At 43.5% G+C, this 24,826-nt stretch carries 24 protein-coding genes; 11 read left to right on the top strand and 13 right to left on the bottom strand.

The features are described 5' to 3' along the window. Positions 1 to 72: 72 nt before the first annotated feature. Positions 73 to 1,599 (top strand): GH3 auxin-responsive promoter family protein, encoded by a 1,527-nt coding sequence (locus tag GRFL_RS10000; protein ID WP_083644485.1) that lies wholly within the window; start codon positions 73 to 75, stop codon positions 1,597 to 1,599. Here the strand turns inward: GRFL_RS10000 and hemL are convergent. Genes hemL through GRFL_RS09980 form a run of 4 tightly spaced genes read right to left on the bottom strand, consistent with a single transcriptional unit; the run spans position 1,586 to position 5,013 of the window. Next, the gene (gene hemL, locus GRFL_RS09995) at positions 1,586 to 2,875 is read right to left on the bottom strand and encodes a glutamate-1-semialdehyde 2,1-aminomutase (protein WP_083644484.1); all 1,290 of its coding nucleotides are present in this window, start codon (positions 2,873 to 2,875) and stop codon (positions 1,586 to 1,588) included. The two genes, GRFL_RS10000 and hemL, sit on opposite strands and share 14 nt — an antisense overlap. A 9-nt stretch (positions 2,876 to 2,884) precedes the next feature. Next, on the bottom strand, positions 2,885 to 3,724 hold the full coding sequence (locus tag GRFL_RS09990) for a glucosaminidase domain-containing protein (RefSeq protein WP_083644483.1): 840 nt from the start codon (positions 3,722 to 3,724) through the stop codon (positions 2,885 to 2,887). Further along, positions 3,721 to 4,653, bottom strand: coding sequence for a 1-aminocyclopropane-1-carboxylate deaminase/D-cysteine desulfhydrase (locus GRFL_RS09985; protein WP_083644482.1), 933 nt, complete (start codon positions 4,651 to 4,653; stop codon positions 3,721 to 3,723). The genes GRFL_RS09990 and GRFL_RS09985 overlap by 4 nt, the downstream gene beginning before the upstream one ends. A 33-nt stretch (positions 4,654 to 4,686) precedes the next feature. Next, entirely contained in the window at positions 4,687 to 5,013 is a 327-nt protein-coding gene (locus GRFL_RS09980; protein WP_083644481.1) for a hypothetical protein, read from the bottom strand. Between the two features lie 32 nt (positions 5,014 to 5,045). Here GRFL_RS09980 and GRFL_RS18090 point away from each other — a divergent pair, with 32 nt between their 5' ends. From GRFL_RS18090 to GRFL_RS09965, 4 genes are all read left to right on the top strand, one after another. After that, positions 5,046 to 5,219 carry a C1orf53 family protein gene (locus GRFL_RS18090; RefSeq protein ID WP_158091619.1) on the top strand — a complete coding sequence of 58 codons (174 nt, stop codon included), beginning with the start codon at positions 5,046 to 5,048 and terminating at the stop codon, positions 5,217 to 5,219. 1 nt (position 5,220) lies between these two features. Next, positions 5,221 to 7,209: a urocanate hydratase gene (locus GRFL_RS09975; protein WP_083644480.1), complete on the top strand. Its 1,989-nt coding sequence runs from the start codon at positions 5,221 to 5,223 to the stop codon at positions 7,207 to 7,209. 30 nt (positions 7,210 to 7,239) lie between these two features. After that, entirely contained in the window at positions 7,240 to 7,785 is a 546-nt protein-coding gene (locus tag GRFL_RS09970) for a DUF4136 domain-containing protein (RefSeq protein WP_083644479.1), read from the top strand. A 110-nt stretch (positions 7,786 to 7,895) separates the two neighbouring features. Next, positions 7,896 to 9,653 (top strand): aromatic amino acid hydroxylase, encoded by a 1,758-nt coding sequence (locus tag GRFL_RS09965; protein WP_083646069.1) that lies wholly within the window; start codon positions 7,896 to 7,898, stop codon positions 9,651 to 9,653. Here GRFL_RS09965 and GRFL_RS09960 read toward each other — a convergent pair. The 3 genes from GRFL_RS09960 to alaS form a co-directional block, all read right to left on the bottom strand. Then, entirely contained in the window at positions 9,650 to 10,264 is a 615-nt protein-coding gene (locus GRFL_RS09960; RefSeq protein ID WP_083644478.1) for a DUF4230 domain-containing protein, read from the bottom strand. The two genes, GRFL_RS09965 and GRFL_RS09960, sit on opposite strands and share 4 nt — an antisense overlap. A 310-nt stretch (positions 10,265 to 10,574) precedes the next feature. After that, a complete protein-coding gene (locus GRFL_RS09955) occupies positions 10,575 to 11,534 on the bottom strand; it encodes a GSCFA domain-containing protein (RefSeq protein ID WP_083644477.1) in 960 nt (319 codons plus the stop codon). 39 nt (positions 11,535 to 11,573) lie between these two features. After that, complete coding sequence (gene alaS / locus GRFL_RS09950) at positions 11,574 to 14,186, bottom strand: alanine--tRNA ligase (RefSeq protein ID WP_083644476.1); 2,613 nt, start codon at positions 14,184 to 14,186, stop codon at positions 11,574 to 11,576. Between the two features lie 131 nt (positions 14,187 to 14,317). On the opposite strand from alaS, the gene GRFL_RS09945 reads away from it, so the two are divergent. Genes GRFL_RS09945 through GRFL_RS09920 form a run of 6 tightly spaced genes read left to right on the top strand, consistent with a single transcriptional unit; the run spans position 14,318 to position 18,019 of the window. After that, positions 14,318 to 15,295, top strand: coding sequence for a M23 family metallopeptidase (locus GRFL_RS09945; protein ID WP_083644475.1), 978 nt, complete (start codon positions 14,318 to 14,320; stop codon positions 15,293 to 15,295). Further along, the gene (locus GRFL_RS09940) at positions 15,295 to 15,624 is read left to right on the top strand and encodes a MerR family transcriptional regulator (RefSeq protein ID WP_083644474.1); all 330 of its coding nucleotides are present in this window, start codon (positions 15,295 to 15,297) and stop codon (positions 15,622 to 15,624) included. Before GRFL_RS09945 ends, GRFL_RS09940 begins: the two co-directional genes overlap by 1 nt. Positions 15,625 to 15,626: 2 nt before the next feature. Continuing rightward, positions 15,627 to 16,211 (top strand): LemA family protein, encoded by a 585-nt coding sequence (locus GRFL_RS09935; RefSeq protein WP_083644473.1) that lies wholly within the window; start codon positions 15,627 to 15,629, stop codon positions 16,209 to 16,211. Between the two features lies 1 nt (position 16,212). Then, complete coding sequence (locus GRFL_RS09930) at positions 16,213 to 16,653, top strand: TPM domain-containing protein (protein ID WP_083644472.1); 441 nt, start codon at positions 16,213 to 16,215, stop codon at positions 16,651 to 16,653. Beyond that, positions 16,622 to 17,437, top strand: a complete 816-nt coding sequence (locus GRFL_RS09925; RefSeq protein WP_083644471.1) for a TPM domain-containing protein — start codon at positions 16,622 to 16,624, stop codon at positions 17,435 to 17,437. Before GRFL_RS09930 ends, GRFL_RS09925 begins: the two co-directional genes overlap by 32 nt. A gap of 15 nt (positions 17,438 to 17,452) precedes the next feature. Then, entirely contained in the window at positions 17,453 to 18,019 is a 567-nt protein-coding gene (locus tag GRFL_RS09920; RefSeq protein WP_083644470.1) for a pentapeptide repeat-containing protein, read from the top strand. Positions 18,020 to 18,072: 53 nt separating this feature from the next. Here GRFL_RS09920 and clpX read toward each other — a convergent pair whose 3' ends face one another. The 6 genes from clpX to GRFL_RS09890 form a co-directional block, all read right to left on the bottom strand. Then, the gene (clpX, locus tag GRFL_RS09915) at positions 18,073 to 19,305 is read right to left on the bottom strand and encodes an ATP-dependent Clp protease ATP-binding subunit ClpX (RefSeq protein WP_083644469.1); all 1,233 of its coding nucleotides are present in this window, start codon (positions 19,303 to 19,305) and stop codon (positions 18,073 to 18,075) included. 49 nt (positions 19,306 to 19,354) lie between these two features. Further along, positions 19,355 to 20,032: an ATP-dependent Clp endopeptidase proteolytic subunit ClpP gene (gene clpP, locus GRFL_RS09910; protein ID WP_083644468.1), complete on the bottom strand. Its 678-nt coding sequence runs from the start codon at positions 20,030 to 20,032 to the stop codon at positions 19,355 to 19,357. A 107-nt stretch (positions 20,033 to 20,139) separates the two neighbouring features. Further along, on the bottom strand, positions 20,140 to 21,465 hold the full coding sequence (gene tig / locus GRFL_RS09905) for a trigger factor (protein WP_083644467.1): 1,326 nt from the start codon (positions 21,463 to 21,465) through the stop codon (positions 20,140 to 20,142). A gap of 86 nt (positions 21,466 to 21,551) precedes the next feature. Then, positions 21,552 to 21,893: a phage holin family protein gene (locus GRFL_RS09900; protein WP_083644466.1), complete on the bottom strand. Its 342-nt coding sequence runs from the start codon at positions 21,891 to 21,893 to the stop codon at positions 21,552 to 21,554. Between the two features lie 84 nt (positions 21,894 to 21,977). Continuing rightward, complete coding sequence (locus GRFL_RS09895) at positions 21,978 to 23,516, bottom strand: SGNH/GDSL hydrolase family protein (RefSeq protein WP_341475742.1); 1,539 nt, start codon at positions 23,514 to 23,516, stop codon at positions 21,978 to 21,980. 9 nt (positions 23,517 to 23,525) lie between these two features. Continuing rightward, positions 23,526 to 24,776, bottom strand: coding sequence for an OmpP1/FadL family transporter (locus tag GRFL_RS09890; protein WP_083644465.1), 1,251 nt, complete (start codon positions 24,774 to 24,776; stop codon positions 23,526 to 23,528). Positions 24,777 to 24,826 lie beyond the last annotated feature (50 nt).

The raw sequence follows: 24,826 nt of genomic DNA, 5'->3' as shown, positions 1-24,826 counted from the left end.
GAAAGTTTCGATTATTTTTAACTGAATAACCAACCAGGCTTACAAAAGCGTGGCTTAAAGATACAAGAAATAATGCCAATTCCATTAGTAAATTCGGTCGCTTCGTGGTTTCTGAAGAAACGTATTCATCAAATGGAATTGTTCGTAAAATACCCCAACGAGGTTCAGCAGGAGTTGCTTAAAAATCTCATTTCCAAGGCTAAAAACACGGAAATTGGTCAGCAATACTCCTTTTCAGAAATTGAAAATTACGAGACTTTTCGTGAGCGGGTCCCGATCCAGAAATACGAGGATATCGAACCAAGTATTGAAAGAAGCCGAAGAGGGGAGAATAATATTTTCTGGCCAACGCCTATAAAATGGTTTGCCAAATCCAGTGGAACCACCAATTCCAAAAGTAAATTTATTCCCGTAAGCCACGATTCGCTGCTGGATTGCCACTACGCGGCTGGAAAGGATTTGCTGTGTATTTACCTCAACAATAATCCGCAATCACAATTATTTACAGGAAAAAGTCTGCGTTTGGGTGGCAGCAAGGAAATCTATCGGGAAAACGGGACATCTTACGGAGATCTTTCAGCCATATTGATCGATAATATGCCTTTTTGGGCAGAATTCAGCAGTACGCCGAGCAATGAAGTTTCTTTAATGCACGACTGGGAAATTAAAATGCCAGCGATCGTCAATGAAACGATTCACGAAAATGTGACCAGTCTAGCCGGGGTTCCAAGCTGGATGCTTGTTTTGCTGAATAACGTACTGGATACGACCGGTCATGATAATTTATTTGAAGTCTGGCCGAACCTGGAGGTCTATTTTCACGGCGGCGTGAGCTTTGAGCCTTATGCACCGCAATACCAGAAGATCATTCCGCAGGAGAATTTTAGATTCTATGAAATTTATAATGCTTCGGAAGGATTCTTTGCCTGCCAGGATCAAAACGACCAAAAGGATATGTTGCTGCTTTTAGACTACGGAATTTTCTATGAGTTCATTCCAATGGACATCTATGGAAAAGAAAAAGAACAGGCTATTCCTTTAAGCGAAGTCGAAATTGGAAAGAATTACGCAGTGGTGATTACCACCAATGCCGGGTTATGGCGCTATAAAATTGGTGATACGGTTCGATTTACCAGTATCGATCCTTACCGCATTAAAGTTTCAGGAAGAACCAAACACCACATTAATGTATTTGGAGAAGAATTGATCATTGAAAATGCCGAAACCGCTTTGAAGAAAGTATCGCTGGTGACCAGTTGCGAAATTCTGGATTATACTGTCGCACCTGTTTTCATGGAAGGACGTGAAAAAGGTGCTCATGAATGGATGATCGAATTTAAAACTCCGCCAAAGGATTTTGAAAAATTTCAGAAACAATTAGACCTTGCACTTCAGGAAGTGAACAGTGATTACGAGGCGAAACGTTTTAATGATATGACGCTGCGGAAGCCAACCATTCATAGAGCTCGCCCATGCTTGTTTTACGATTGGCTAAAAAAACATGATAAAGTAGGCGGGCAACATAAAGTCCCCCGCCTGTCCAATTCCAGATCGTATCTCGAAGAATTACTGGAAATGAATTCCCTTAAAGTGTCTTAGCCACTTTATTGGCCGCGTTGATCGTCGCGTCCAGGTCTTCATAGCTCAATGCTTCGGAAATAAACCAGGTTTCATAGGCACTTGGCGCAATATACACCCCGTTATCCAGCATTCCGTGGAAGAATTTATTGAATACTCCGAGAGAAGCTGATGCTGCCGAAGTGGCAAAATCGTATACCGGTTTATCTCCAAAATGAATAGAGATCATCGAACCAACGCGGTTGATCGTATGTTTGATATCGTGATCATTCATCACCCTGGCGAGACCTTTATGCAAGTATTCGGTCTTTTCATCAATACTTTTGAAGATTTCAGGATTTTCATGCAGCTCGGTTAACATTGCGAGTCCAGCTGCCATCGCCAGCGGATTCCCGCTCAAAGTTCCAGCCTGGTAAACCGGACCAACAGGTGCCAGGTAATCCATAATTTCATTTCGGGCTGCAAAAGCTCCTACCGGCATACCTCCTCCAATTACTTTTCCGAAGCACAAAATATCAGCATTAATACCAAGGCGTTCCTGGACACCTCCTTCCGCTAATCTAAAACCAGTCATAACCTCATCAAAAACGAGCAAAATTCCGGTTTCATCACAAATCTCTCTCAGTCCTTCCAAAAAACCTTCTTTTGGCGGGATACACCCCATATTACCGGCAACAGGTTCTAAAATGATACAGGCAATCGAATCTCTGTTGGCTTCTACCAATTCATTTACATTATCAAGGTCATTATAATTGGCCAGCAAAGTATCCTTCGCGGTCCCTTCGGTCACGCCAGGACTATTGGGTGTTCCAAAGGTCATTGCTCCACTACCCGCCTGGATCAGGAAAGAATCGCTATGCCCGTGATAACAACCTGCAAATTTGATGATCTTATCCTTCCCGGTAAAACCACGGGCGAGACGAACCGCACTCATACAGGCTTCCGTACCAGAATTAACCATTCTGATCTTATCGATATTCGGAACCATCTTTACTGCTAATTCAGCAATTTTGGTTTCAATTTCGGTAGGAGTTCCAAAAGAAGTTCCGCTTTTTGTCTTTTCGATGATCGCATCTACCACCGGCTGGTGAGCATGACCCAAAATCATTGGCCCCCAGGAATTGATATAATCGATCAGTTTATTTCCGTCTTCATCATATAAATAAGGCCCCTTAGCGTTTTTAATGAACAGCGGTTCACCGCCAACCGCTTTAAATGCCCGAACCGGTGAATTGACACCGCCGGGAATTACTTTTTGAGCCTGCTGAAATAGTTCACTGCTTCTCTTATAAATCATAAAATCTTTTTATTTGATATTCAAGACCTGGCCAATACTGATATTGTTGCTGTCCAGACCATTGGTTTTCTTAATATTTTCCACGGTTGTATTGTAACGCTTCGCAATGGAATACAGGGTATCACCTTTCCGGACCGTATGGGTCTCTGCGGCAGGAATACTGCGACTTTCGATCTTGCGCTCCACGATGGCTGCATCAGAGTAGCGGCTGCTATCGGGAAGATCGGCGTCATACCGGTATAGTTCGTAACGCTCTATTAGATCGATCAGTTTATCCGGATACCTCCTGTCAGTCGCGTAACCAGCTTTCCGAAGACCTTTTGCCCAACCTTTGTAATCGTCTGTATCCAGATCGAAGAGGAAGGCGTACCGCGAACGATTTGCCAGGAACAGGGAATGATCGCGAAAACTGTATTTCGCCTGCTTATACTTCCGAAAACATTCTCCCCTGCGATCGTCATCGTGATAAACCTTTTCACCGGTCCAATCGTGACATTTTATTCCGAAGTGATTATTCGCCTGTCGCACCAGCGTTCCTCTGCCGGCACCTGATTCCAGTATTCCCTGCGCCAGCGTGATACTGGCAGGAATGTGGTATAATTTCATTTCTTCCTGCGCGATGGATGCATAGGTTTGGATGTAACCTTCCACACTTTCAGTATAAGTACCGTAAACAGGAGCTGACTTTTCTTGTTTTGGCGGAGTCGCGGCCGGCTGATCTGGTCGTGGCTGGTAAACCTCTCTCCGGTCTTCATTCTTCTTCTTTGTCACCACTTTCTTACGGCCGCCACAGGCAACCAGTAGGGTTGCGACAAGCAGCAGGCTCAGGAACCGGTAAAATTTTTTCATACTCCTATAATTTGAGGCCAGTTTTTCTTCCTTAAAAATTCGTTCATTCCTTCAATTCCCTGGATTCCGCCGGTGTGAATGGCTAATATCCTGGAATTCTCCGGAAAAAATTGCTGTGTTGCCAGCTCAAAAATACCAAAAAGCATTTTCCCGGTGTAAACAGGATCGAGGGCAATCTGGTACATTCTATAAAAATTATTGATAAAATCAATTAAATCAGCATTTACTTTAGCATAACCGCCAAAATGATAGTTTAGTATCAGTTCCCAGTTGGTTTTCCCGGTCATTTTTTGGATCTCTTCGAGGAGGTAATCAGATTTCAGGGCCGAAAAACCTAAAATTTGCTGGTGTTCTTCAGAAGCATGGAGAATCCCGGCCATTGTTCCACCGGTTCCTACTGATGTGCAGATATAATCAAATTCCGAATCAGTTTTCGTTAAGATTTCAGCACAGCCCCGAATGGCAAATTCGTTGGTTCCACCTTCCGGGATCAGGTAAAAATCACCAAAACCTTGCTTCAGTTTTTCACGATATGCTACGGAATCTTTTACCCGGTATTCCTCTCGCGAAATAAACTCCAGTTTCATACCACTTTCCGAAGCATACCGCAAGCTTGGGCTCCATTTTTCAGGATTTTCGGCTAATTCCTCTCCGCGAATGATCCCGATCGTTTTAAAATCGAACTTTTTCCCGGCCGCCGCCACCGCCGCGATGTGATTGGAATGTGCCCCGCCAAAAGTGAGCAGTTTACTAAGAGATTTTTTACGAGCCTCTGAAAGATTATATTTCAGTTTTCGGAATTTGTTTCCGGAGATCCGCGGATGCAGCAAATCCTCTCGTTTCAGCCAAAGTTCTACGTTTCCCGGGAACTTCTGAATGAATTCACTGGGTACCTTTTTTGAAAAATCACTTCCGAAGAAATCTTCCATAGCACAAAGATAAAATCGATTTCAGAGACTGGGTCAAAGAAATTTCAGAAATGCCCAAAAAGGCCTGTTTTTAAGATAGGTTAGGTCATTTTCACGTCGGTACGCCTCACGCTCCAGGCTGATATTTTTATAGGCTTTCAACGAATTTCCAGATTTCAGGTAACGCCACAGGTACTCTGCCAGATACCAGATGTAGAAGAAGATCACCAGCATTTCCAACTGCTGCCGAAGGTGAATGCGCTCATGATTCAGGAAAAACTTATCATTCTTAAGATTCTGGTTTTTAAGGATCACGAAAGGCCAAAGGGTAATGCCTTTGAACCTGCTTGAAAGCAGCCTTTTGTTCACGATCAGAATCATGCTTTCAAGATAAGAAATTGTAACTTAGCGGCATGAGTTTTCAGAAGAAAAGAATCCCTCTGGAAGATGGCGATTATTACCTTACGCCTGAAGGTTACCGGTGCTTTACCGAGCAATACCACTTGAAACGAGGATACTGCTGTGAAAGTGGTTGCCGCCATTGCCCATACGGGTATAATAAAAATACGAATAGACAAGAATCTTAATATGACATTCAAGGAACAGCTGATACAGGGAATTCCAAATGAACTACCTGCAAAGAAAAAGTATGATAAAAATGTAAATCATGCACCAAAACGAAAAGCAATTCTTGATGATGAGGAAAACAAACTGGCGCTGGAAAATGCCTTAAGATATTTTGATAAAAGGCATCATAAAGAACTGCTGCCGGAATTCAGGGAAGAACTGGAAAAATACGGAAGGATTTACATGTACCGTTTTAAGCCTGATTATGAGTTTTATGCTCGTTCGATAGACGAATATCCAGGAAAAAGTCTCCAGGCGAAAGGAATTATGCTGATGATCCAGAATAACCTGGACCCGGAAGTGGCGCAGCATCCAGATGAACTGATTACTTATGGAGGCAATGGAGCGGTTTTTCAGAATTGGGCACAGTATTTATTGACGATGCAGTACCTGGCCAATATGGACGATACTCAAACACTGGTGATGTATTCCGGGCACCCGATGGGGCTTTTTCCCTCCCACGAAAAAGCTCCAAGAGTAGTGGTTACAAACGGAATGATGATCCCGAACTATTCACAACCCGATGACTGGGAAAAATTCAATGCGCTTGGTGTAACACAGTACGGCCAAATGACCGCGGGAAGTTATATGTACATCGGCCCGCAGGGAATTGTTCATGGTACAACCATTACCGTTTTAAACGCAGGAAGAAAAATCTCGAAAGATGGTGAAGGTCTTGCAGGAAAACTTTTTGTAACCAGCGGACTTGGCGGAATGAGCGGCGCGCAGCCTAAGGCAGGAAATATTGCCGGTTGCATTACCGTTTGTGCGGAAGTGAATCCGAAAGCTATTGAGACCCGACATAAACAGGCTTGGGTGGATGAAGTTATTGATGACGTGGAGGAGCTTGCTGAAAGAGTTCAAAAAGCAAAAGATAAAAAAGAAGTGGTTTCTATCGCCTTCCACGGAAACATTGTTGATATCTGGGAATATTTTGCTGAAAATAATATCTATATCGACCTGGGAAGTGATCAAACGTCTCTGCATAATCCCTGGGCTGGCGGTTACTATCCAGTAACCCTGAGTTTTGAGGAAGCTCAAAAGATGATGGCTGAAGATCCCGATCAGTTCAAAAAAGAAGTTCAGGAAAGTTTGCGACGCCAGGCTGATGCGATCAACAAGCACACTTCAAAAGGAACCTATTTCTTTGATTATGGAAATGCCTTTTTACTGGAGGCTTCTCGCGCCGGTGCCGATATTATGGCTGAAAATGGCAAGGACTTCATTTACCTAAGTTACGTTCAGGATATCATGGGACCCATGTGCTTTGATTATGGTTTCGGACCTTTCCGATGGGTGTGTGCTTCCGGAAAAGAGGAAGATCTTCAGAAAACTGATGAAATTGCCGCAACTATCTTAAAGCAAATCATGGAAAGATCTCCCGCTGAAATTCAGCAGCAAATGCAGGATAATATTCAATGGATCCAGGGAGCGCGTGAAAATAAACTGGTTGTTGGTTCCAAAGCCAGGATCCTTTATGCCGATGCTGAAGGCCGCATGGAAATTGCTAAAGCATTTAATGATGCCATTGGCAAAGGTGAAATAGGGCCTGTGATCCTGGGACGCGATCATCATGATGTATCAGGAACAGATTCTCCTTTCCGTGAAACTTCAAATATCTATGATGGATCTCGCTTCACCGCTGACATGGCCATACAAAATGTTATTGGAGACAGCTTTCGTGGAGCGACCTGGGTAAGCATTCATAATGGTGGTGGAGTTGGATGGGGCGAAGTGATCAATGGAGGCTTCGGCATGATTCTTGAAGGAAATAAAGCATCTGAAGATCGTTTGAAATCCATGTTATTCTGGGATGTGAACAACGGAATTGCCCGCAGAAACTGGGCAAGAAACGAAGGAGCTATTTTTACTGCCAAACGCGCAATGGAAAGTAATCCGCAGCTCAAGATCACGATTCCTAACCTGGTAGATCCAACGCTTTTCGATTAACGAATTTGTACAAATTTAAATCGAACACCTATGAAAGTTCTAAAATTTACTCCGCTACTGCTGCTTTTTGCTTTGGTTTTCACTTCCTGTAGCAGCGTTCAGGTAGCTTCTGACTACGATCGGGAAGCCAATTTCAGCAATTATAAGACCTATGCTTTTTTCAAGCCTGGAATTGATAAAGCTGAAATTTCTGACCTGGATAAAAAAAGGATCCTGCGAGCGATCGAAACAGAGATGAATGCCAAAGGCTTCACTAAATCTGAAAACCCAGATATTCTGGTAAGCATATTCACTAAAACGAACGAAAATATCAATATTTACAACAATTCCTATCCTTTCTATGGTTATGGATGGGGATGGAATCCCTGGTACTGGGGTTCTGGTTTTAACACGGTAAACCGTACCAGTGAAGGCACATTGTATATAGACCTCATCGATTCCAACGATAAAGAACTGGTATGGCAGGGTATGGGAACCGCCGCACTTGCCAAGGAGGTTAACAAGAAGCAGGAACGTATTAACGAAATCGTTTCGAAGATCATGGAAAAGTACCCGCCTGAAATGGGAACAAAATAATATTAGAAGCCCCAAATTGGGGCTTTTTTTATGGGCATTCTTCAGGTGTTTTCAGAATGGTTCTGATTCAAATTTTGTACATTTATCGCAAACGTTATAGTGAACAGAACATGTTGGAAAAAATTGAATCAAATGAGATCCTGGAGAAACTTCCTGCTCATTTAAAACAATATATCAAACCACAGAATTATGATGATTACACCCCTATAAACCAGGCGGTGTGGCGTTATGTTATGCGAAAGAACGTGGCATACCTGAGCAGAGTCGCGCATGAATCGTATACCAAAGGTTTGAAGCAAACCGGCATTTCTATAGACAGCATCCCCAATATGTACGGGATGAATCGCATCCTCAAAGAAATTGGCTGGGCAGCAGTAGCGGTAGACGGATTCATTCCCCCGGCAGCTTTTATGGAATTTCAGGCCTATAATGTGTTGGTGATCGCCAGTGATATTCGCCAGCTGGAACATATAGAATACACTCCCGCACCCGACATCATTCATGAAGGAGCCGGTCATGCGCCGATCATTGCCAATCCAGAATATGCTGAATACCTCAGGCGTTTTGGGGAAATTGGCTGTAAAGCGATCTCCAGTTCTCATGATTATGATATATATGAGGCTATTCGTGAGCTATCCATTTTAAAAGAAGCCGAAGACACTCCCGCGGAAAAAATAGCGGAAGTTGAAAAAAAGGTCGATGAGTTGCAGAGCAAAGATGTGAAGCCAAGCGAAATGTCGCAGATCCGGAATCTTCACTGGTGGACCGTGGAATACGGACTCATCGGAACGCTCGAAAACCCGAAGATTTACGGAGCGGGACTACTTTCTTCTATCGGGGAAAGCAAATCCTGCCTTACAGATGCCGTGGAAAAACGACCATATACCATTGAAGCCGCCAAACAGGAATTTGATATTACCAAACCACAACCTCAGCTATATGTCACTCCAGATTTCGCACATCTCAGCCTGGTTCTCGAAGAATTTGCCAATAATATGGCGCTTCGCCGTGGCGGACTCTCAGGCATTAAAAAACTCATTGATTCCCGCCACCTGGGAAGCATAGAACTCAGCACCGGGCTGCAGGTTTCAGGAAATTTCAGCCGAGTGATTGAATTTGAAGATCGTCCGGCCTATTTTCAAACTACCGGAAAAACTGCCCTTTCCTATCGCGAAAAGGAACTTGTGGGGCATGGGGTACAATCACATCCAGAGGGTTTTGGTTCTCCTGTTGGGAAGTTAAAGGGGATCAATCTTGCAATCGAAGATATGAGTCCGCGGGATCTGAAGGCTTATGATATCTATGAAGGCAAGCGGGTTACGCTGGAATTTGAAGGCGGGATCTTCATTGAAGGCGAGATCATTACCGGCACCAGAAATCTCCAGGGCAAGATCATCCTCATCAGTTTTAAAGATTGTAGCGTTACCTATGACGGGGAAATGCTGTTCCAACCAGAATGGGGACGATATGATATGGCGGTTGGTAAAGAAGTTGTTTCGGCTTTTGCAGGCCCGGCAGATCATCAATCTTTTGACTTCATCACCCACCAGCCTTCCAGCACGACCATCAAAAGCAAAAAAACGCAAGAAAAGGCTGAACTGGAATCACTCTATGAGTCGGTTAGGAATATCAGGAATGGGGAAAACACCAAATATTCACTGGAAGCAGCTTTTGATATTTTGAAAAAGTACCACCCGAAAGACTGGTTACTTGCTGTGGAAATCTATGAACTCGCCGCGGAAGATGATCACAGGCTGCAAGCGGAAGTGAGAAACCACCTGGAAGCCCTACGTCAACGCAGGCCTGAAATAGCTCATTTGATTACTGATGGCCTCGAAATGGCCAAACAACCGGTCGCTTCCAGTTAAAGTTTTAAGCTGTTCAGGTCACTTTCGGAATCTATGGGAGTATTCTGGTATTCCAAAGTCCAACCCATACTGTTCGTAAGGATATAGATCTTTTGGAGCTCACTGATGAGCCTGTTTTGCGCGTTGCTCTTCAATGTTGATTGCTCGATCTTTTCTCTCAGCCCTTTTTCAATTCTGGATTTGATCTTATTGTAATCTTCGGCATCGAACTGGTTCAAGTAATCCTGCGTTACATCGTAATATTTGATATTGGGATTGATATTGATTTCTTCCAAAGGAATTTTCCTAATGATCACTCGCTGGTTCTCCGCATCGATTTCAGTTTCCAGTTTGCTGAGGTCATAAGAAACACTAACCTCGGCATTGACCACGATAAGCGCCTTTTTTCTTGCTGAAAAGATATCCAGGTAAAAACTCTTGGAGTTTTTATAGGAGTAGACCTGTGAAAAAGTACCTTCGGTCACAACGAGTTTCCCTACATTCCTGATCTGTTCCTGTATCAGTGCGGTACGTTCTTCAAAACTTTCACGCTCCTGTTTCTTTTCCTTATAATAAAGGAAACCAAGAATTACAATTCCGATAGCCAGGACGCCTACAAGCAGGTTTTTCATGTAATGCATTTTGTTGCGATATTGAAAGTAGAAAATTTGTAGGAAAAATGCCGGAAAGGAATGCTAAAGAAAATATAAAAGCTCTATAAAAAACTAAAGGACGGCCCCACCCGTCCTTTAGTATAATTCTAAAATCTACCCCAACAAATTTTAGAAGTAGATCTCCTGTAACTTCCTGATTATCTTCAAGCTTAACCTTACAGATAGAGAACGGAAATACTTTCGATCTACTTTGTAAAAATACGAATTATTCGAACAGATATATAAAATTAATGTTGCTGAATTCTTAAAAATTAAGAATTATGAGAATTTACGCGGGTTCAGAAAAAGATATTTCAGGGTGTTTTTTTTGAATTTCCTCGATTTTCGATTGTAATTTCGTAAGAAATTTCTTATGACTACCGCTTAATTCTTCCGGAAGTCGGTGGTGGCGGGCTTTTTGAATAGAATCGATTTCTCGCAAAATACTAATGCTTTCCGGAGCCAGCCAGGCATCTGTAAACCGATTCCAGATATACTCAATAGCCATATTGGAAGGATGAATCATGTCTTGAGAATAAAAACGATAATCGCGTAATTCATCCATCATTATCTCATAAGCCGGAAAGTAAAAATTGTAGGAATTTTGTCTAACGATTTGATGAACCGCGGTAAGAAGTTGTGCTTTGCCCAAACTGTTTTCCACCACTCCATCTTTGATATGCCGAACCGGTGAAACCGTAAAGATCACACTACAGTCCGGATTTATTCTCCTGATATTTTTCATACAAAACTGCAGATCATCCTGAAGTTCCTTAACCGATGAAAGTTGCTTTTGAAATTCCTTTTGTGGGACTTTATGGCAATTGGCCACAACCGAACCAGTCGCTAAATGGCGGTAATACCATGCAGACCCCAGGGTCACTACTACGTGGGTCGCTGCAGATAGAAATTTTTCAGTTTTTTCAAGCCCAGAATTTAACCGCAGTAAACATTCTTCCATAGTGGCTCCACTTACACGCGAGTGCGACTCATAAGACTGCCATCTCCCCTGGAATTTAAAGATATCTTCCGCAGTATAGTTCCGCTTTGCCTCAACGCGATAAAGAAATTTCCCAATTACATGGGGATGAAAGAGAATACCGGTAGGATTTTGCAAATTTCGGAAACGGAACCAATCCAGTTTATGCCCAATATTTTCCACGAAACAAGAACCTATAAGGAAAATCAAAGAATGGTGATCCATCTTCGGTTGGCCTTCCGGTATCTGAAATTGTATCCTGAAATTCATTTTAAAAAGCAAAATCCCGGCTAAACCGGGATCTTTATATTAGTCGATATATTTTTTAGCTTCCTGAAGCGCCTGGTCAATTCCGGCAGGATTTTTCCCTCCGGCAGTTGCGAAAAAGGCCTGACCTCCTCCACCTCCCTGGATATATTTACCCAGTTCGCGCACGATTTGGCCCGCGTTAAGATTCTTAGTTGCCGCCAGATCTTTAGAAATATAGCAACAAAGCAGGGCTTTTCCGTCTTTTTCCGAGCCTAACAACACAAAAAGCTGCTCGATCTCGTCACCTAACTGGTATGCCAAATCTTTCATCCCAGCGGCATCAAGATCTACTTTTTTGCTCAGGAAGTTTAATCCATTAATATTATCAACTTCTGCCTTAAGATCTGTCTTTAGGTTTTTCGCTTTAGCGCTTAACAATTCGGCCACTTCCGCTTTCAGAGCCGCATTTTCTTCCTGCAAACTTGTTACTGCTTTCAGAGGATCCTTGGCATTTTTCAAATTCTCCCGAATCTCCTTTAGCATTTGCTCCTGAGATTCGAAATATTCCATTGCTGCCTTTCCCGTGATCGCTTCAATTCTCCGAATTCCCGAAGCGACAGATGATTCTCCCATGATCTTAAAATACCAGATTTCCGCAGTATTTTTCACATGCGTCCCCCCACAAAGCTCCATAGATTCTCCAAACCGGATCGCACGCACATCATCGCCATATTTCTCTCCGAAAAGTGCAATAGCTCCCTGGTCGATCGCGTCCTGGTAAGCCATATTTCTTTGCTCTTCCAGCTGCAGCTGTTCGCGGATCCTGGCATTCACAAAATTTTCTACTTTTTCCAGTTCTTCTGGGGTAACCTTACCAAAATGAGAAAAATCGAATCGCAGATAATCGCTTTTAACCAACGAACCCTTTTGTTCCACATGTGTACCAAGAACCTTTCGCAGTGCCTGGTGCAGCAGGTGCGTTGCGGTATGGTTAGAAGCCGTTCTGCTCCTTTCTTCGGAAGAAACGATTGCCTTAAAGCTTTGATCTGGATTCTGCGGAAGTTTATCGGTAAAATGAATGATCAGGTTGTTCTCTTTTTTGGTGTCTTTGATCTTGATCACCACTCCCTCCGGAGACATTAAAATTCCCTTATCACCCACCTGGCCTCCACCTTCCGGGTAAAAAGGTGTTTTGTTCAGTACGATCTGGAACAATTCTCCTTTTTTGGTTTGCACTTTTCGGAATTTGGCAATTTTCACCTCGGTTTCCAATTCGTCATAACCCACGAAAGCCTGTTCTTCGATATCTGCTTGCTCGATCCAGTCGCCGGCAGTCACCTGTGTTGCGGCACGGGAACGATCTTTTTGCTTCTGTAATTCCTTTTCGAAGCCTGCCTGATCCAGCTGAAATCCGTTTTCCCGCGCTATCAGCGCAGTAAGATCTATTGGGAAACCATAGGTATCATACAGCTCAAAGGCCTTTTCTCCCGAAATTTGCTTTTCCGAAGCCTCCTGCATAAGCTTTTCCAGCAAAACCAAGCCCTGTTCCAGTGTTCGAAGGAAACTGTTCTCCTCCTCGCGGATCACATTCTCCATCAATCCTTTCTGAGCGATCAGCTCCGGGAAGGCACTTCCCATTTGCCTGCTCAGGACATCGATGAGCTCAAAAATGAAGGCCTCTTTAGTATTTAAAAAGGTGAAACCATAACGAATCGCTCTTCTCAAAATCCTCCTGATCACATAACCGGCCCCGGTATTGCTTGGTAACTGTCCATCAGCAATTGAAAAGGCAACGGCCCGAACATGATCGGCAATTACGCGCATAGCAATATCATCAGTAATAGAAACGCCGTATTTTTTTCCGGTAAGACGTTCAATTTCCGAAATAATTGGAGTAAAAACATCGGTATCGTAATTCGAGGTCTTCTTCTGCAATACCATGCACAGGCGTTCAAATCCCATCCCGGTATCAATATGCTTCGCCGGCAATTCTTCCAGAGAGCCGTTGGCTTTACGATTATATTGCATGAAAACCAGGTTCCAGATTTCCACTACCTGCGGGTGATCTTTATTTACCAGCTCACGCCCGGGAGTTTTCTCTTTTTCTTCAGCAGATCGAATATCGATATGAATTTCCGAACATGGGCCACATGGCCCCTGGTCTCCCATTTCCCAAAAATTATCCTTTTTATTTCCGTAGATGATCCGGTCTTCCGGAACGATCTTTTTCCAGATGTCCAAGGCTTCGGTATCCAGTGAGAGATTATCAGCATCATCAGTTCCTTCAAAAACGGAAACATAGAGCATTTCCGGATCGATTTGAAACACCTCGGTAAGCAGTTCCCAGGCCCAGTTAATCGCTTCTTTCTTGAAATAATCACCAAAACTCCAGTTCCCAAGCATTTCGAACATGGTATGGTGGTAGGTATCGTGCCCTACCTCTTCCAGATCGTTATGCTTTCCGCTTACTCTCAAACATTTCTGAGTATCAGTAACACGTTTGCTTTTAGGGGTACTATTACCCAAAAAGTATTCTTTGAACTGGTTCATCCCGGCATTGGTAAACATCAAAGTGGGATCATCCTTAATGACCATGGGTGCCGAAGGAACGATTTGGTGCGATTTCGACTTAAAAAATTCTAGAAACTGTTTGCGGATCTCCTGTGACTTCATGCAGCTATTTTCTTGCAAATTTCATTAAATTGTGACAACGGCAAAACAATTCATATATTTGTTCGTTTACCGTTATAAATTGCACGGTATTTGCGCCGTTTTGCAACGCAAAAATAGCATAATTTTAACTCATGTCGAAGGTTAAATATTATTACGATAGCGAGACGCTTTCTTATAAGAAAATCGAGCAGAAAAAAGGCCGCAGGCTTGGCATTGCCCTGCTTAGTGTTACCGGTTCCTTTCTGGCCGGTTTTATCCTATTAATTATCTACCTGAATATTCCGCAGATCGAAACGCCTAAAGAAAAGGCCCTGAAACGCGAGCTACAGAATATGAAACTCCAATACGGGCTGTTGAATAAGAAAATGGACCAGATCCAGGATGTCATGGCGAATATTGAAGATCGGGACAACAATATCTACCGGTTGTATTTTGAAGCGAACCCGATCCCGGAAGAACAACGCAAAGCCGGTTTTGGAGGAATTAACCGCTATAAAGACCTTGAAGGTTTTGAAAACAGCAAACTCATCACAGAGACTTCCAAAAGAATGGATGTGCTTACCAAACGCCTGGTTGTACAGTCAAAATCTCTGGATGAGATCGCCAAACTGGCGAAAGAAAAAGAAAGCCTACTGGCGGCCATTCCCGCCATTCAGCCGGTGGCCAATGAGGACCTGAGCAGGATTGCTTCCGGTTATGGCTGGAGAACCGATCCGTTTACGAAAGTTAGAAAATTCCACTACGGAATGGATTTTACGGCTCCCCGCGGAACACCGGTTTACGCGACCGGCGATGGGCGTGTGATCAGAGCCGATAACCGTTCCACCGGTTACGGAAACCACATCCGCATCGACCATGGTTACGGATATACCAGTCTTTACGGGCATTTATACAAATACAACGTGCGCCGTGGCCAACAAGTAAAGCGCGGTGATGTGATAGGTTTTGTAGGTAGTACCGGGAGATCAGAAGCTCCTCACCTGCACTATGAAATCTTCAAGGACGATGAAAAGATCAACCCGATCAATTTCTATTATGGAAACCTTTCTCCGGAGGAATTCAGCGAAGTTCTGGAAAAAGCTCAACGTGAGAACCAATCTCTTGATTAATGCATATTGATCTTCCTGAAAAACGCTATTACAGCATTGGCGAGGTTGCCGAAGCTTTTAAGGTGAACACTTCTCTTATTCGATTTTGGGAGAAAGAGTTCGACGCCATCAAACCGAAGAAAAATGCCAAGGGAAACCGCAAATTCACTCCGGAAGATATTAAAAACCTCGAGCTGATCTATCACCTGGTGAAAGAACGCGGCTTTACATTAGAAGGAGCGAAAACCCATTTAAAAGAAGAAAAACACAAGACCCTCAGCAATTTTGAGATCATCAGAAAGCTGGAAGGCATTAAATCAGAACTAATCAACCTAAAAAATCAATTATAAAAATGAAAAAGTGGCTAATACCTATAGGAATCATCGTATTACTGGTGATCCTGATCGCATCTCCATTCAATTCCCTAGTAAACCTTCAGGAAGATGCTGAAAAATCCTGGAATAACGTAGAGTCATCCTATCAGAGAAGAAATGACCTGATTGGTAATCTCGTAAAAACCGTTCAGGGAGCTGCTGATTTTGAACGCGGTACCCTGACCGATGTCATTGAAGCCCGCTCTAAAGCTACTTCGGTAAAGGTGGATGCCAGCAACCTCAGCGCAGAACAAATCCGGCAGTATCAGGAGGCACAACAGGGAGTTTCTTCGGCTTTATCCAGATTATTGGTCACCGTGGAACGCTATCCTGAGTTGAAAGCCAATCAGAATTTCCTTCAGCTACAATCTCAACTGGAAGGAACTGAAAACCGCATCAATGTGGCTCGTGACCGTTTTAACGAAGACGTGGCCAATTACGAAAAGAAACGCCGTAGTTTCCCAAGCAATATCACTGCCATGCTTTTTGGTTTTGACGAAATGGAAGGCTTCCAGGCTGATGCAGGTGCAGAGAATGCTCCGGAAGTAGAATTCGATTTTTAAGATGAGCAAGACCGAAGATTTCCTGACCAAAGCGGAAGAAGAAGCGATCGTGGATGCCATTCGCAAGGCAGAGCTGCAAACCTCCGGCGAGATCAGGGTACACCTGGAACCAACTTCCGGAAAAACCGATATTTTTGAACGAGCCATGGAAGTTTTTCATCTGCTAAAAATGGATAATACCAAGCAAAGCAACGGAGTGTTGATCTACGTGGCGGTGGAAGATCGCAATTTTGTGATCTATGGCGACCAGGGCATCAACGATAAAGTAGCTGATGATTTCTGGGAAAGCACCAAAGATGTGATCGTTTCACATTTTAAAAAAGGCCATTTTAAGCAAGGCCTTGTAGACGGGATCCTGATGGCCGGCGAACAGCTTCAGAAACATTTCCCGTACGATCAAGGGGATATCAATGAATTATCTGATCAAATTTCAAAAGGCTAAACCTATCAAAAATTTTCTCACATTTCTTCTATTGATCGCAGGTTTTGCGGTACAGGCTCAACTCGACATCCCGCAAAAACCGGGGAAAGAGACCAGCGTGTACGATAGTGCCGGCATGATGAACACCACTGAAGCCAGGCAACTTGAACAAAAACTGATCAATTACGCCGATACCACTTCCACGCAAATAGTTGTGGTGACCATACCTTCACTGAACGGTGAATACGAAGGTACGTACGCCGCTCACTGGGCGCAGAAATGGGGAATTGGACAAAGCAAAGAAGACAATGGTTTGCTGATTCTTGTGGCAAAGCAGGATCGCAAGATCTGGATTACTACAGGTTATGGACTCGAGGAATATTTAACCGATTATCGCACCAAGCAGATCATTGAAGATATCATTCTTCCGGAATTCCGGAATGGGAATATCTACAGCGGCCTAGATAAAGGGACCACGGCGATTTTTGAAGTTCTGAACGGAACTTTTACAGGAACACCTCAGAATGGCAATAGTGGGATACCCTTTCGGGCCATCATCGTCTTTATCATCTTTATCATCATTATTATCTCCATGTTCAATAAACGTGGCGGTCGCGGTGGTGGCCGTGGTGGCGGAAGAAGTTTGCTGTGGGACGCGATTATTTTAAGTTCTCTTGGCCGCGGAAGCATGGGCGGCGGTAGTTTTGGCAGCGGAAGCTCTGGTGGAGGTTTCGGAGGGGGCGGATTTGGTGGAGGCTTCGGTGGCGGAGGCTTCGGCGGCGGCGGTGCCGGTGGTAGCTGGTAACTTCAGAAAGCAATTATGACAGCCGATTTTTTTACCGACGAACATTTCTCGCAACTTACCAAGAATGACCTGAAAACTGGCGAATATGAGGCCTGTAGCTTCAGCAATTGCCAGTTCCCGGAAGCAGATCTTTCTTCCTTCCGTTTTATTGATTGTGATTTTACGGAATGTGACTTAAGCAATGCCAGGCTAAAGGGAACATCTTTTCAGAATTGCACGTTTACAGGTTGCAAAATGATTGGGCTGAATTTCGAAAACTGCGAAAAATTTGGCTTTTCCATCGGCGCCAAAAATTCGATTTTAACGCATTGCACTTTTTACCAATTAAGCCTTCCAAAATCCATATTTATTGGTTGCAAATTTGAGGGTGCAGATTTCACAGAAGCTATTTTTACCTATTCCAATTTCCAGGAATGCGATTTCCTGAATGCCATTTTTGACCGAACACAACTGGAGAAATGTGATTTTCGCAATGCTCAAAATTTCCTGATAGACCCGGAAAGAAACCAGGTTTTTCAGGCGAAATTTTCAAAAGACAACCTGGCAGGGCTACTTCAGAAATACCAGTTAACGATCGAATAATAAAAAAAGCCGCTATCATCAGATAGCGGCTTTTTTCGTATTATCATCAATTTCTACGATACTGCTTTCAGCTTGCTCATCGTAGATTTATTCAGTTTATCTTCTGCATATTCCCTATCAACGGTCAATTCATCCTCCCCGCTTTCCGGAAGTTCGAACATCGCATCGGTCAAAATTGCTTCGCAAAGCGAACGCAATCCCCGGGCACCCAGCTTGTATTCCACCGCTTTATCCACGATATAATCCAAAGCTTTGTCGGTAATCTCAAAATCGATATCATCCATTTCGAACAGCTTTTTGTACTGCTTGATGATCGCGTTCTTTGGCTCGGTCAAAATAGCTCTCAAGGTGTCTCGATCCAGCGGATTCATATAGGTAAGCGCCGGAAGTCGACCAATGATCTCAGGAATCAGTCCAAATTCTTTCAAATCCTTCGGAATGATGTATTTCAGCATATTGGTTCTTTCAATAGCGTCTTCACTTTTCGACGCGCTGAAACCTACAGCCTGCATATTCAAGCGCTTGCTGATGATTCGCTCAATTCCATCAAAAGCTCCACCGGCAATGAAAAGGATATTTTCGGTATTCACCTCGATGAATTTCTGATCGGGATGCTTACGCCCCCCTTTCGGCGGAACGTTCACCACGGTTCCCTCGAGCAATTTCAGCAATGCCTGCTGAACACCTTCTCCTGAGACATCACGCGTGATCGAAGGGTTATCGCTTTTACGGGCAATTTTATCGATCTCGTCAATAAAAACAATGCCTCGCTGCGCTTTTTCGGTGTTATAGTCAGCCGCCTGCAATAACCGGGTTAAAATCCCCTCTACATCTTCTCCTACGTAACCTGCTTCGGTTAGAACAGTAGCATCAACAATCGCCAGTGGCACATTTAGCATTTTGGCAATGGTACGAGCCATGAGCGTTTTACCGGTTCCGGTTTCCCCAACCATCACGATATTACTCTTTTGAATCTCTACATCGTCTTCATTATCTGGCTGCAACAATCTTTTATAATGATTGTAAACCGCCACCGAAAGCACTTTCTTAGTTTGTTCCTGGCCTATCACATATTCATCCAGAAAAGATTTGATCGATTTTGGCTTGCTCAGCATCAGGTCTGAAGAAAGTTCACGGGCTTCACCCTGTTTCGATTCTTCTACCACAATGCCATGAGCCTGCTCGATGCAGCGATCACAGATATGCGCATCCAGCCCGGCTATAAGCAGGTTAGTCTCGGGTTTTTTCCTTCCACAAAAGGAACATTCTAAATCTTCTTTCGCCATCTTTTAGTTTTTCGCTCGTTTCCTGAAGTTAAAAAAAGTAATTTGAAAATTAGTCTTCGCGTTTTAAAACTTCATCAATCATTCCGTACTCTTTCGCTTTTTCAGCTTTCATCCAGTAATCACGATCACTGTCTTCATGCACTTTTTCATAAGTCTGCCCGGAATGCTTGGCAATGATTTTATACAATTCTTCTTTCAATGTTAAGATCTCTCTTGCCGTGATTTCGATATCGCTTGCCTGGCCCTGGGCTCCACCCATAGGCTGATGAATCATGACACGGGAATGCGGCAAACCACTGCGCTTGCCTTTCTCTCCGGCACACAACAGCACGGCTCCCATTGAGGCTGCCATCCCGGTGCAGATCGTCGCCACATCTGGCTTGATAAACTGCATGGTATCATAAATCCCCAAACCTGCATAAACGCTTCCTCCCGGAGAGTTAATATAAATCTGGATGTCTTTATTAGCATCGGTACTCTCCAAAAACAGCAACTGTGCCTGTACGATATTTGCTACCTGATCATTGATACCCGTACCTAGAAAAATGATACGGTCCATCATCAGCCTCGAAAATACGTCCATCGCCACCGCGTTCATTTGTCGTTCTTCGATAATATTTGGGGTCATTCCTACCGGCATCATGCTGCTCACGATCTTATCGTAATAATTTCCGTTCACTCCATGATCCAGCGTCGCATATTTGCGAAATTCTTTTCCGTAGTCCATTAATTTTTTAAAATTTAAGTCTTTTAAAATGCTTCGGGAAAACCAAAAAAGGCGTTATCCCGAATCGAGTTAACGCCTTAAAGATAGATAATATATCGTAAAAAGGCTTACTTATAAATCGCTTTCACGAATTCGTCGTAAGTCACTTCTTTTTCTTCAAATTTTACTTTCTCCTTGTAGAATTCCAGAAGCTTCTCGTTCATCAATTGCTCTGAAAGGCGCTTTACTTCTTCCTGGTTAGACAGGATTCGAGCGGCGATATCATCCAGTTCTTTCTGTGATGGATCTGTTTGGCCAAATTGTGCCATTTGCTGCTTGATCTTTTCTGAAGTAAAAGCTTTCAGGTCATCGAAGTTCACGTTCAACTCGTTGTCGTTCACCACTTTTCCTTCGATCAACTGGTAACGAAGTCCTTTTTCACTCTTTTCGTACTCTTCCACAGCCTCTTCATCGGTCAATGGTTTTTCTCCAACAGTCTGGATCCATTTCTGAAGAAATTCTTTCGGAAGCTCAAAATTGGTTTGCTCGATCAACTTTTCAGTGATATCGTTCATCAACTGCTGGTCGCTTTGCTGCTGAAATTGCTTGGCAGCATCTTCCTTGATCTTGTCTTTTAATTCGGTAACCGATTTTACCTGGTCTTTTCCGAAGAGCTTATCAAAAAATTCCTGATCCAGATCAGCCAGTTCTCTTTCGTTGATTTCATTGATCGTGAAAGTCACCTCAACATCCAGGTCATGCGCTCGATCATGATCCACGCTCAAGTGATTGATCAAATCATGGTCATCTTCAAACAAATTCTTGGTTTTAAGACTTAAGGTATCTCCAACCTTGGCACCAACGAATTTATTCAGGTTTCTTTTCCCTTTGATTTTGGAAAGTTCGAAAGAAGTTTCATTTTCAATGCCCTCTTCTTCGTTTTTGAAAACCCCGGCAACTGTATCTCCTTCTTCCGCTGTTTCCTTGGTTTTCATCTTTCCGTATTGCTTCTGAAGGTGCTCCACCTGGTCATTTACCATTTTTTCATCAGCAACGATGTTGTACTTGGTCACTTTCTTATCCAGACCGTCCAAGTTCACCTCGAATTCCGGAGCCAGTCCAAGTTCAAATTCAAAGCTATAGTTATCCTTATCCCAGTCAAAATCTTTCTGCTCTTTCGGAATTGGGTTTCCAAGAACGTCCAGTTTCTCTTCGGTAAGATATTTATTAAGGCCTTCCTGAAGCAATTTGTTCACCTCATCTACCAAAACAGCCTTACCATATTGTTTCTTCACCATTCCCATTGGAACGTGACCTTTCCTGAAACCAGGAATATTGGCATTCTTACGGTAATCGTTTAAGATTTTATCTACTTTACCTTCATAGTCTTCTTTGGCGATATCAACTTTAACCACCGCATTTAGTTCATCAATATTCTCTCTGGTAATATTCATTTTGATCTTTTATAAAAAATTGGAGTGCAAAATTACATTTTTTTCAAAAGCCTGCAAAGTTTCAAATCACTGAAATTCAGTTTGCTTTAATCCTTATCCAGAAGTGAAAAGAGTACCGACTGAAATAACGACAGCAACAAACTGAAAACAATCGCCATGAACCAGCCATCCACGTCAAACCCACCCACAAAACCATCAGCTATGAAAATGATGATCGCATTGATGATCAAAAGGAAAAGACCCAGTGTTAAAATAGTCACCGGCAGGGTTAAAATTACCAACAGAGGCTTTACCAGGAAATTGAGCACCGCCAGCACCAGCGCTACGATCACAGCAGTCAAATAACTATTTACGGTCACTCCCGGCAGAATCTTCGCAAGAATGACGACCGCTACTGCCGTAAGCAATAATTTGAGAATGAATTTCATAATTTCTGAATATTGTTATTGGTAAAAGTGCAAAAAAATAGCCGGGTCTTACCCGGCTATTCAAAATTTATGTCAATTTTAATACTACTGCACTCCCTGGTCCAGGGTCACTGTAGGATATTCTCCAATATTCGCTCTTGGAACAGAAGCATCGTAAGTCTCATTGATTTCAGAAATGATCGCATTAGCAATCACCGCATAGCCTCTTGGTGTTAAGTGAACCCCGTCCAGTGAAAAAGCTCCACCTGTTACAAAGGTGGAATTCACGCTTACGCCATCCATACTAATCCCGCTGTTTCCAAGCTGATCCAGCAAGGCATTCGCATCTACCATTCCAAGGCCATACGCCTGAGCCACTCCGGCAATTGCCGCGTTGTATTTTACAGTAGCATCAGCGATCATTTCCTGTTCTCCGGAAGTCAATACGTACTGATCTCCTAACGGAACAGACACCCCGTTTACTAACATCGGGTTATTGTTCACCGTTGTTCCGATGAAAGAAGCCGCGGTAAGCGGAATAAGATCTCCGGAATTTGCCTGTCTTAACTGGCTCAACAATCCGGCGGTTTGGGCATCCAGGTTAAAGGGCTCGCCCATCAGGATACTGGCAAGCGGAGTAAGGTCTTCATCAACCAGTGTCACGAAGTTTCCAGCTCCTTCAGAAAAAGTGATCTTTCTGCTGTCAGCTTCAGCCTGAGTAATAACACCTGCCTGCACAAGTCCCGGAAGGATCATGGTATTGTAAGCTCCAAACTGCGCATTCAAAGCACCGGCAGTGGCCGCATCCAAAGGAATTGGGTTTACCGGAACTACTTTAAAGAAAGGAATGCTTGACACATTCGGAATATTGATCAAAACTCCCTCGGCATTTGCCGCAAGATTTTGAACTATCTGGTCGTATACAAAAGCAAAAGCATTCGGATCTGTAATGTCATTTTCACCATACGTTGCAAAATCAGTATTATTCAGCTGGTATTCTCCAGCACCTCCAGAAGTAGCAAAACCTAACACATCGTTATTTCCAATCCACAAGGTGAAAAAAGTAGGATTTTGGGCAAGCGCATCTGCCAGTACAGTGGTACTTTCAGAAGAAGCGAATCTCGCGAAATACGGGTTGGCTGTTCCAGCAGCTACACCGGCGACACTTCCATAACCGGGAGCCACCAAATGATATGATTTTGCTCCGGGCACTCCCATATTATTGAATGGCCCTTCAACCTTAGCGGTCACTTCGGTAGTTGGGGTTGCACTGTAGCGCACCGGCATAGGATTTCCATTAGCATCCACGCTCAATACGTATCTTGTGGCAGCGATCGGCTGGCCACTGTATAACAAGCCGCCAAAATCGTCACTTACATAAGGTTGCATGAATTCCTCGGTATCCTGAGCAAGAGCAAATTTTGCTGCCAGGATGCTCGGATAAGAATTTTTCTGGCCGCTCAGGTACAAAGCTCCATCAGCATAACCGGCAGTCAACGAGTTCCCCAGCGCCACATAATTGGAAAAATCGGCTTCCCCGTTGCTGTAAAAACCTTCGTCTTCAATAGAATTTTCGAGTTCAGGCTCACAAGAAACAAGGCCTAAAGCAAGAATTCCGGATAGTATAAAATATTTTTTCATCATTTCTTCAAATTAAATTTTTATGGTTACACCGAGACCTGGCACAAAAGCACTGGACTTGTAAGTTCCACCGAATGACACATTCTGGCCGTTTTCCTGGTAATAATCATACGATTCGTCTACTTCTTCAAAACGGCTGTAAAGGAAAGCGGCATCGATCGCAACCTTATCGGTTACGTTAATAGACAATCCGCCGGTAAAGTTATTCGAATCATTACGCGGAGTCTCTGGCGCAAAATATCCTGATTGTACAGGCGACTGATCGAAGTAATAACCTGCTCTCAACTGGAACGTTTCATTGGCGGTGTACTGAAGCCCCAAACGGTAGATCGAAGAATTCTTGTAATTTCTCGGGTTTTTAGAGTCGGGGATATTTGGATCAGCAAAATCAAGGTCTAATGACTCGTAAGTATCCCAGAAAGTCCTGTTATAATCAAAGGCAAAAAGCCATTTTTCATTCAGCTGGTAAGAAAGTCCAACAGTTAATTCAGCTGGCAGCGGAAGCTCCGCATCGAAAGTAGTATCGTTGAACGGGGTTAATGGCGAATTTGGCACATTCATAAAATCTGCTGAACCATCTTCTGCTTTCATGGTAATTTCTGAACGGTAATTTACTCCAATTCTCAGGCTGTCGATTGGGCTATACATTAAGCCGGCAGACCACCCAAAAGCGTGTACCCCTTTGGCTTCCACGGTTACATTAGAACGATTCCCTTCCAGATCGGTCAGGTTTCTGCTCAGGTTCCTGTTGAAATTTACTGAACCGTTTACATAGATTGGCCCTGCTCCCACAGATAATTTGTCGCTGATCTTATAAGAAGCAAGCGCCTGAACATAAATCGCTTTCAGGTCGATGTTATTGATAAGGTGCGATCCCGCCCAGTCGGTTGGCCATTCCACGCTACTACCGTAAGGTGTATACGCCGCAAAACCAAGGGTGAATTTATCGCTCAATTTGTAAGAGAAGTACGCATAAAAAGGCGTTCCCACAGGACTATCTGTTCTGGCAAATTCTCCATACTGTTCATTTTGCCATACAACATCAGAAAATACAGCACTAACCCCTACGGCTGCATTTATCTTATTTTCCAGATATACCAACCCGGCCGGGTTGAAGAAGGCCAGCTCCGCATTGTTCACCACAGCAACCCCCGTGTGCCCCATGGCCAGCGAGCGCTGCCCCTGCAGACTTACGCGGTAACCACCGGCATAGGTCGAGGCTGTGGCCAGGATCAAAAGGCCAAGTAAAAATAGTCTTTTCATAATTTTGTTAGGATTAGATTTAATATGTGTTAAAATACTACGGTCAAAAA

Origin of the sequence: Christiangramia flava JLT2011 (assembly GCF_001951155.1) — a bacterium.
Taxonomy (GTDB): domain Bacteria; phylum Bacteroidota; class Bacteroidia; order Flavobacteriales; family Flavobacteriaceae; genus Christiangramia; species Christiangramia flava.
The sequence above is the reverse complement of the archived record's forward strand: the minus strand, read 5'-3'. Positions and strand labels throughout refer to the sequence as shown.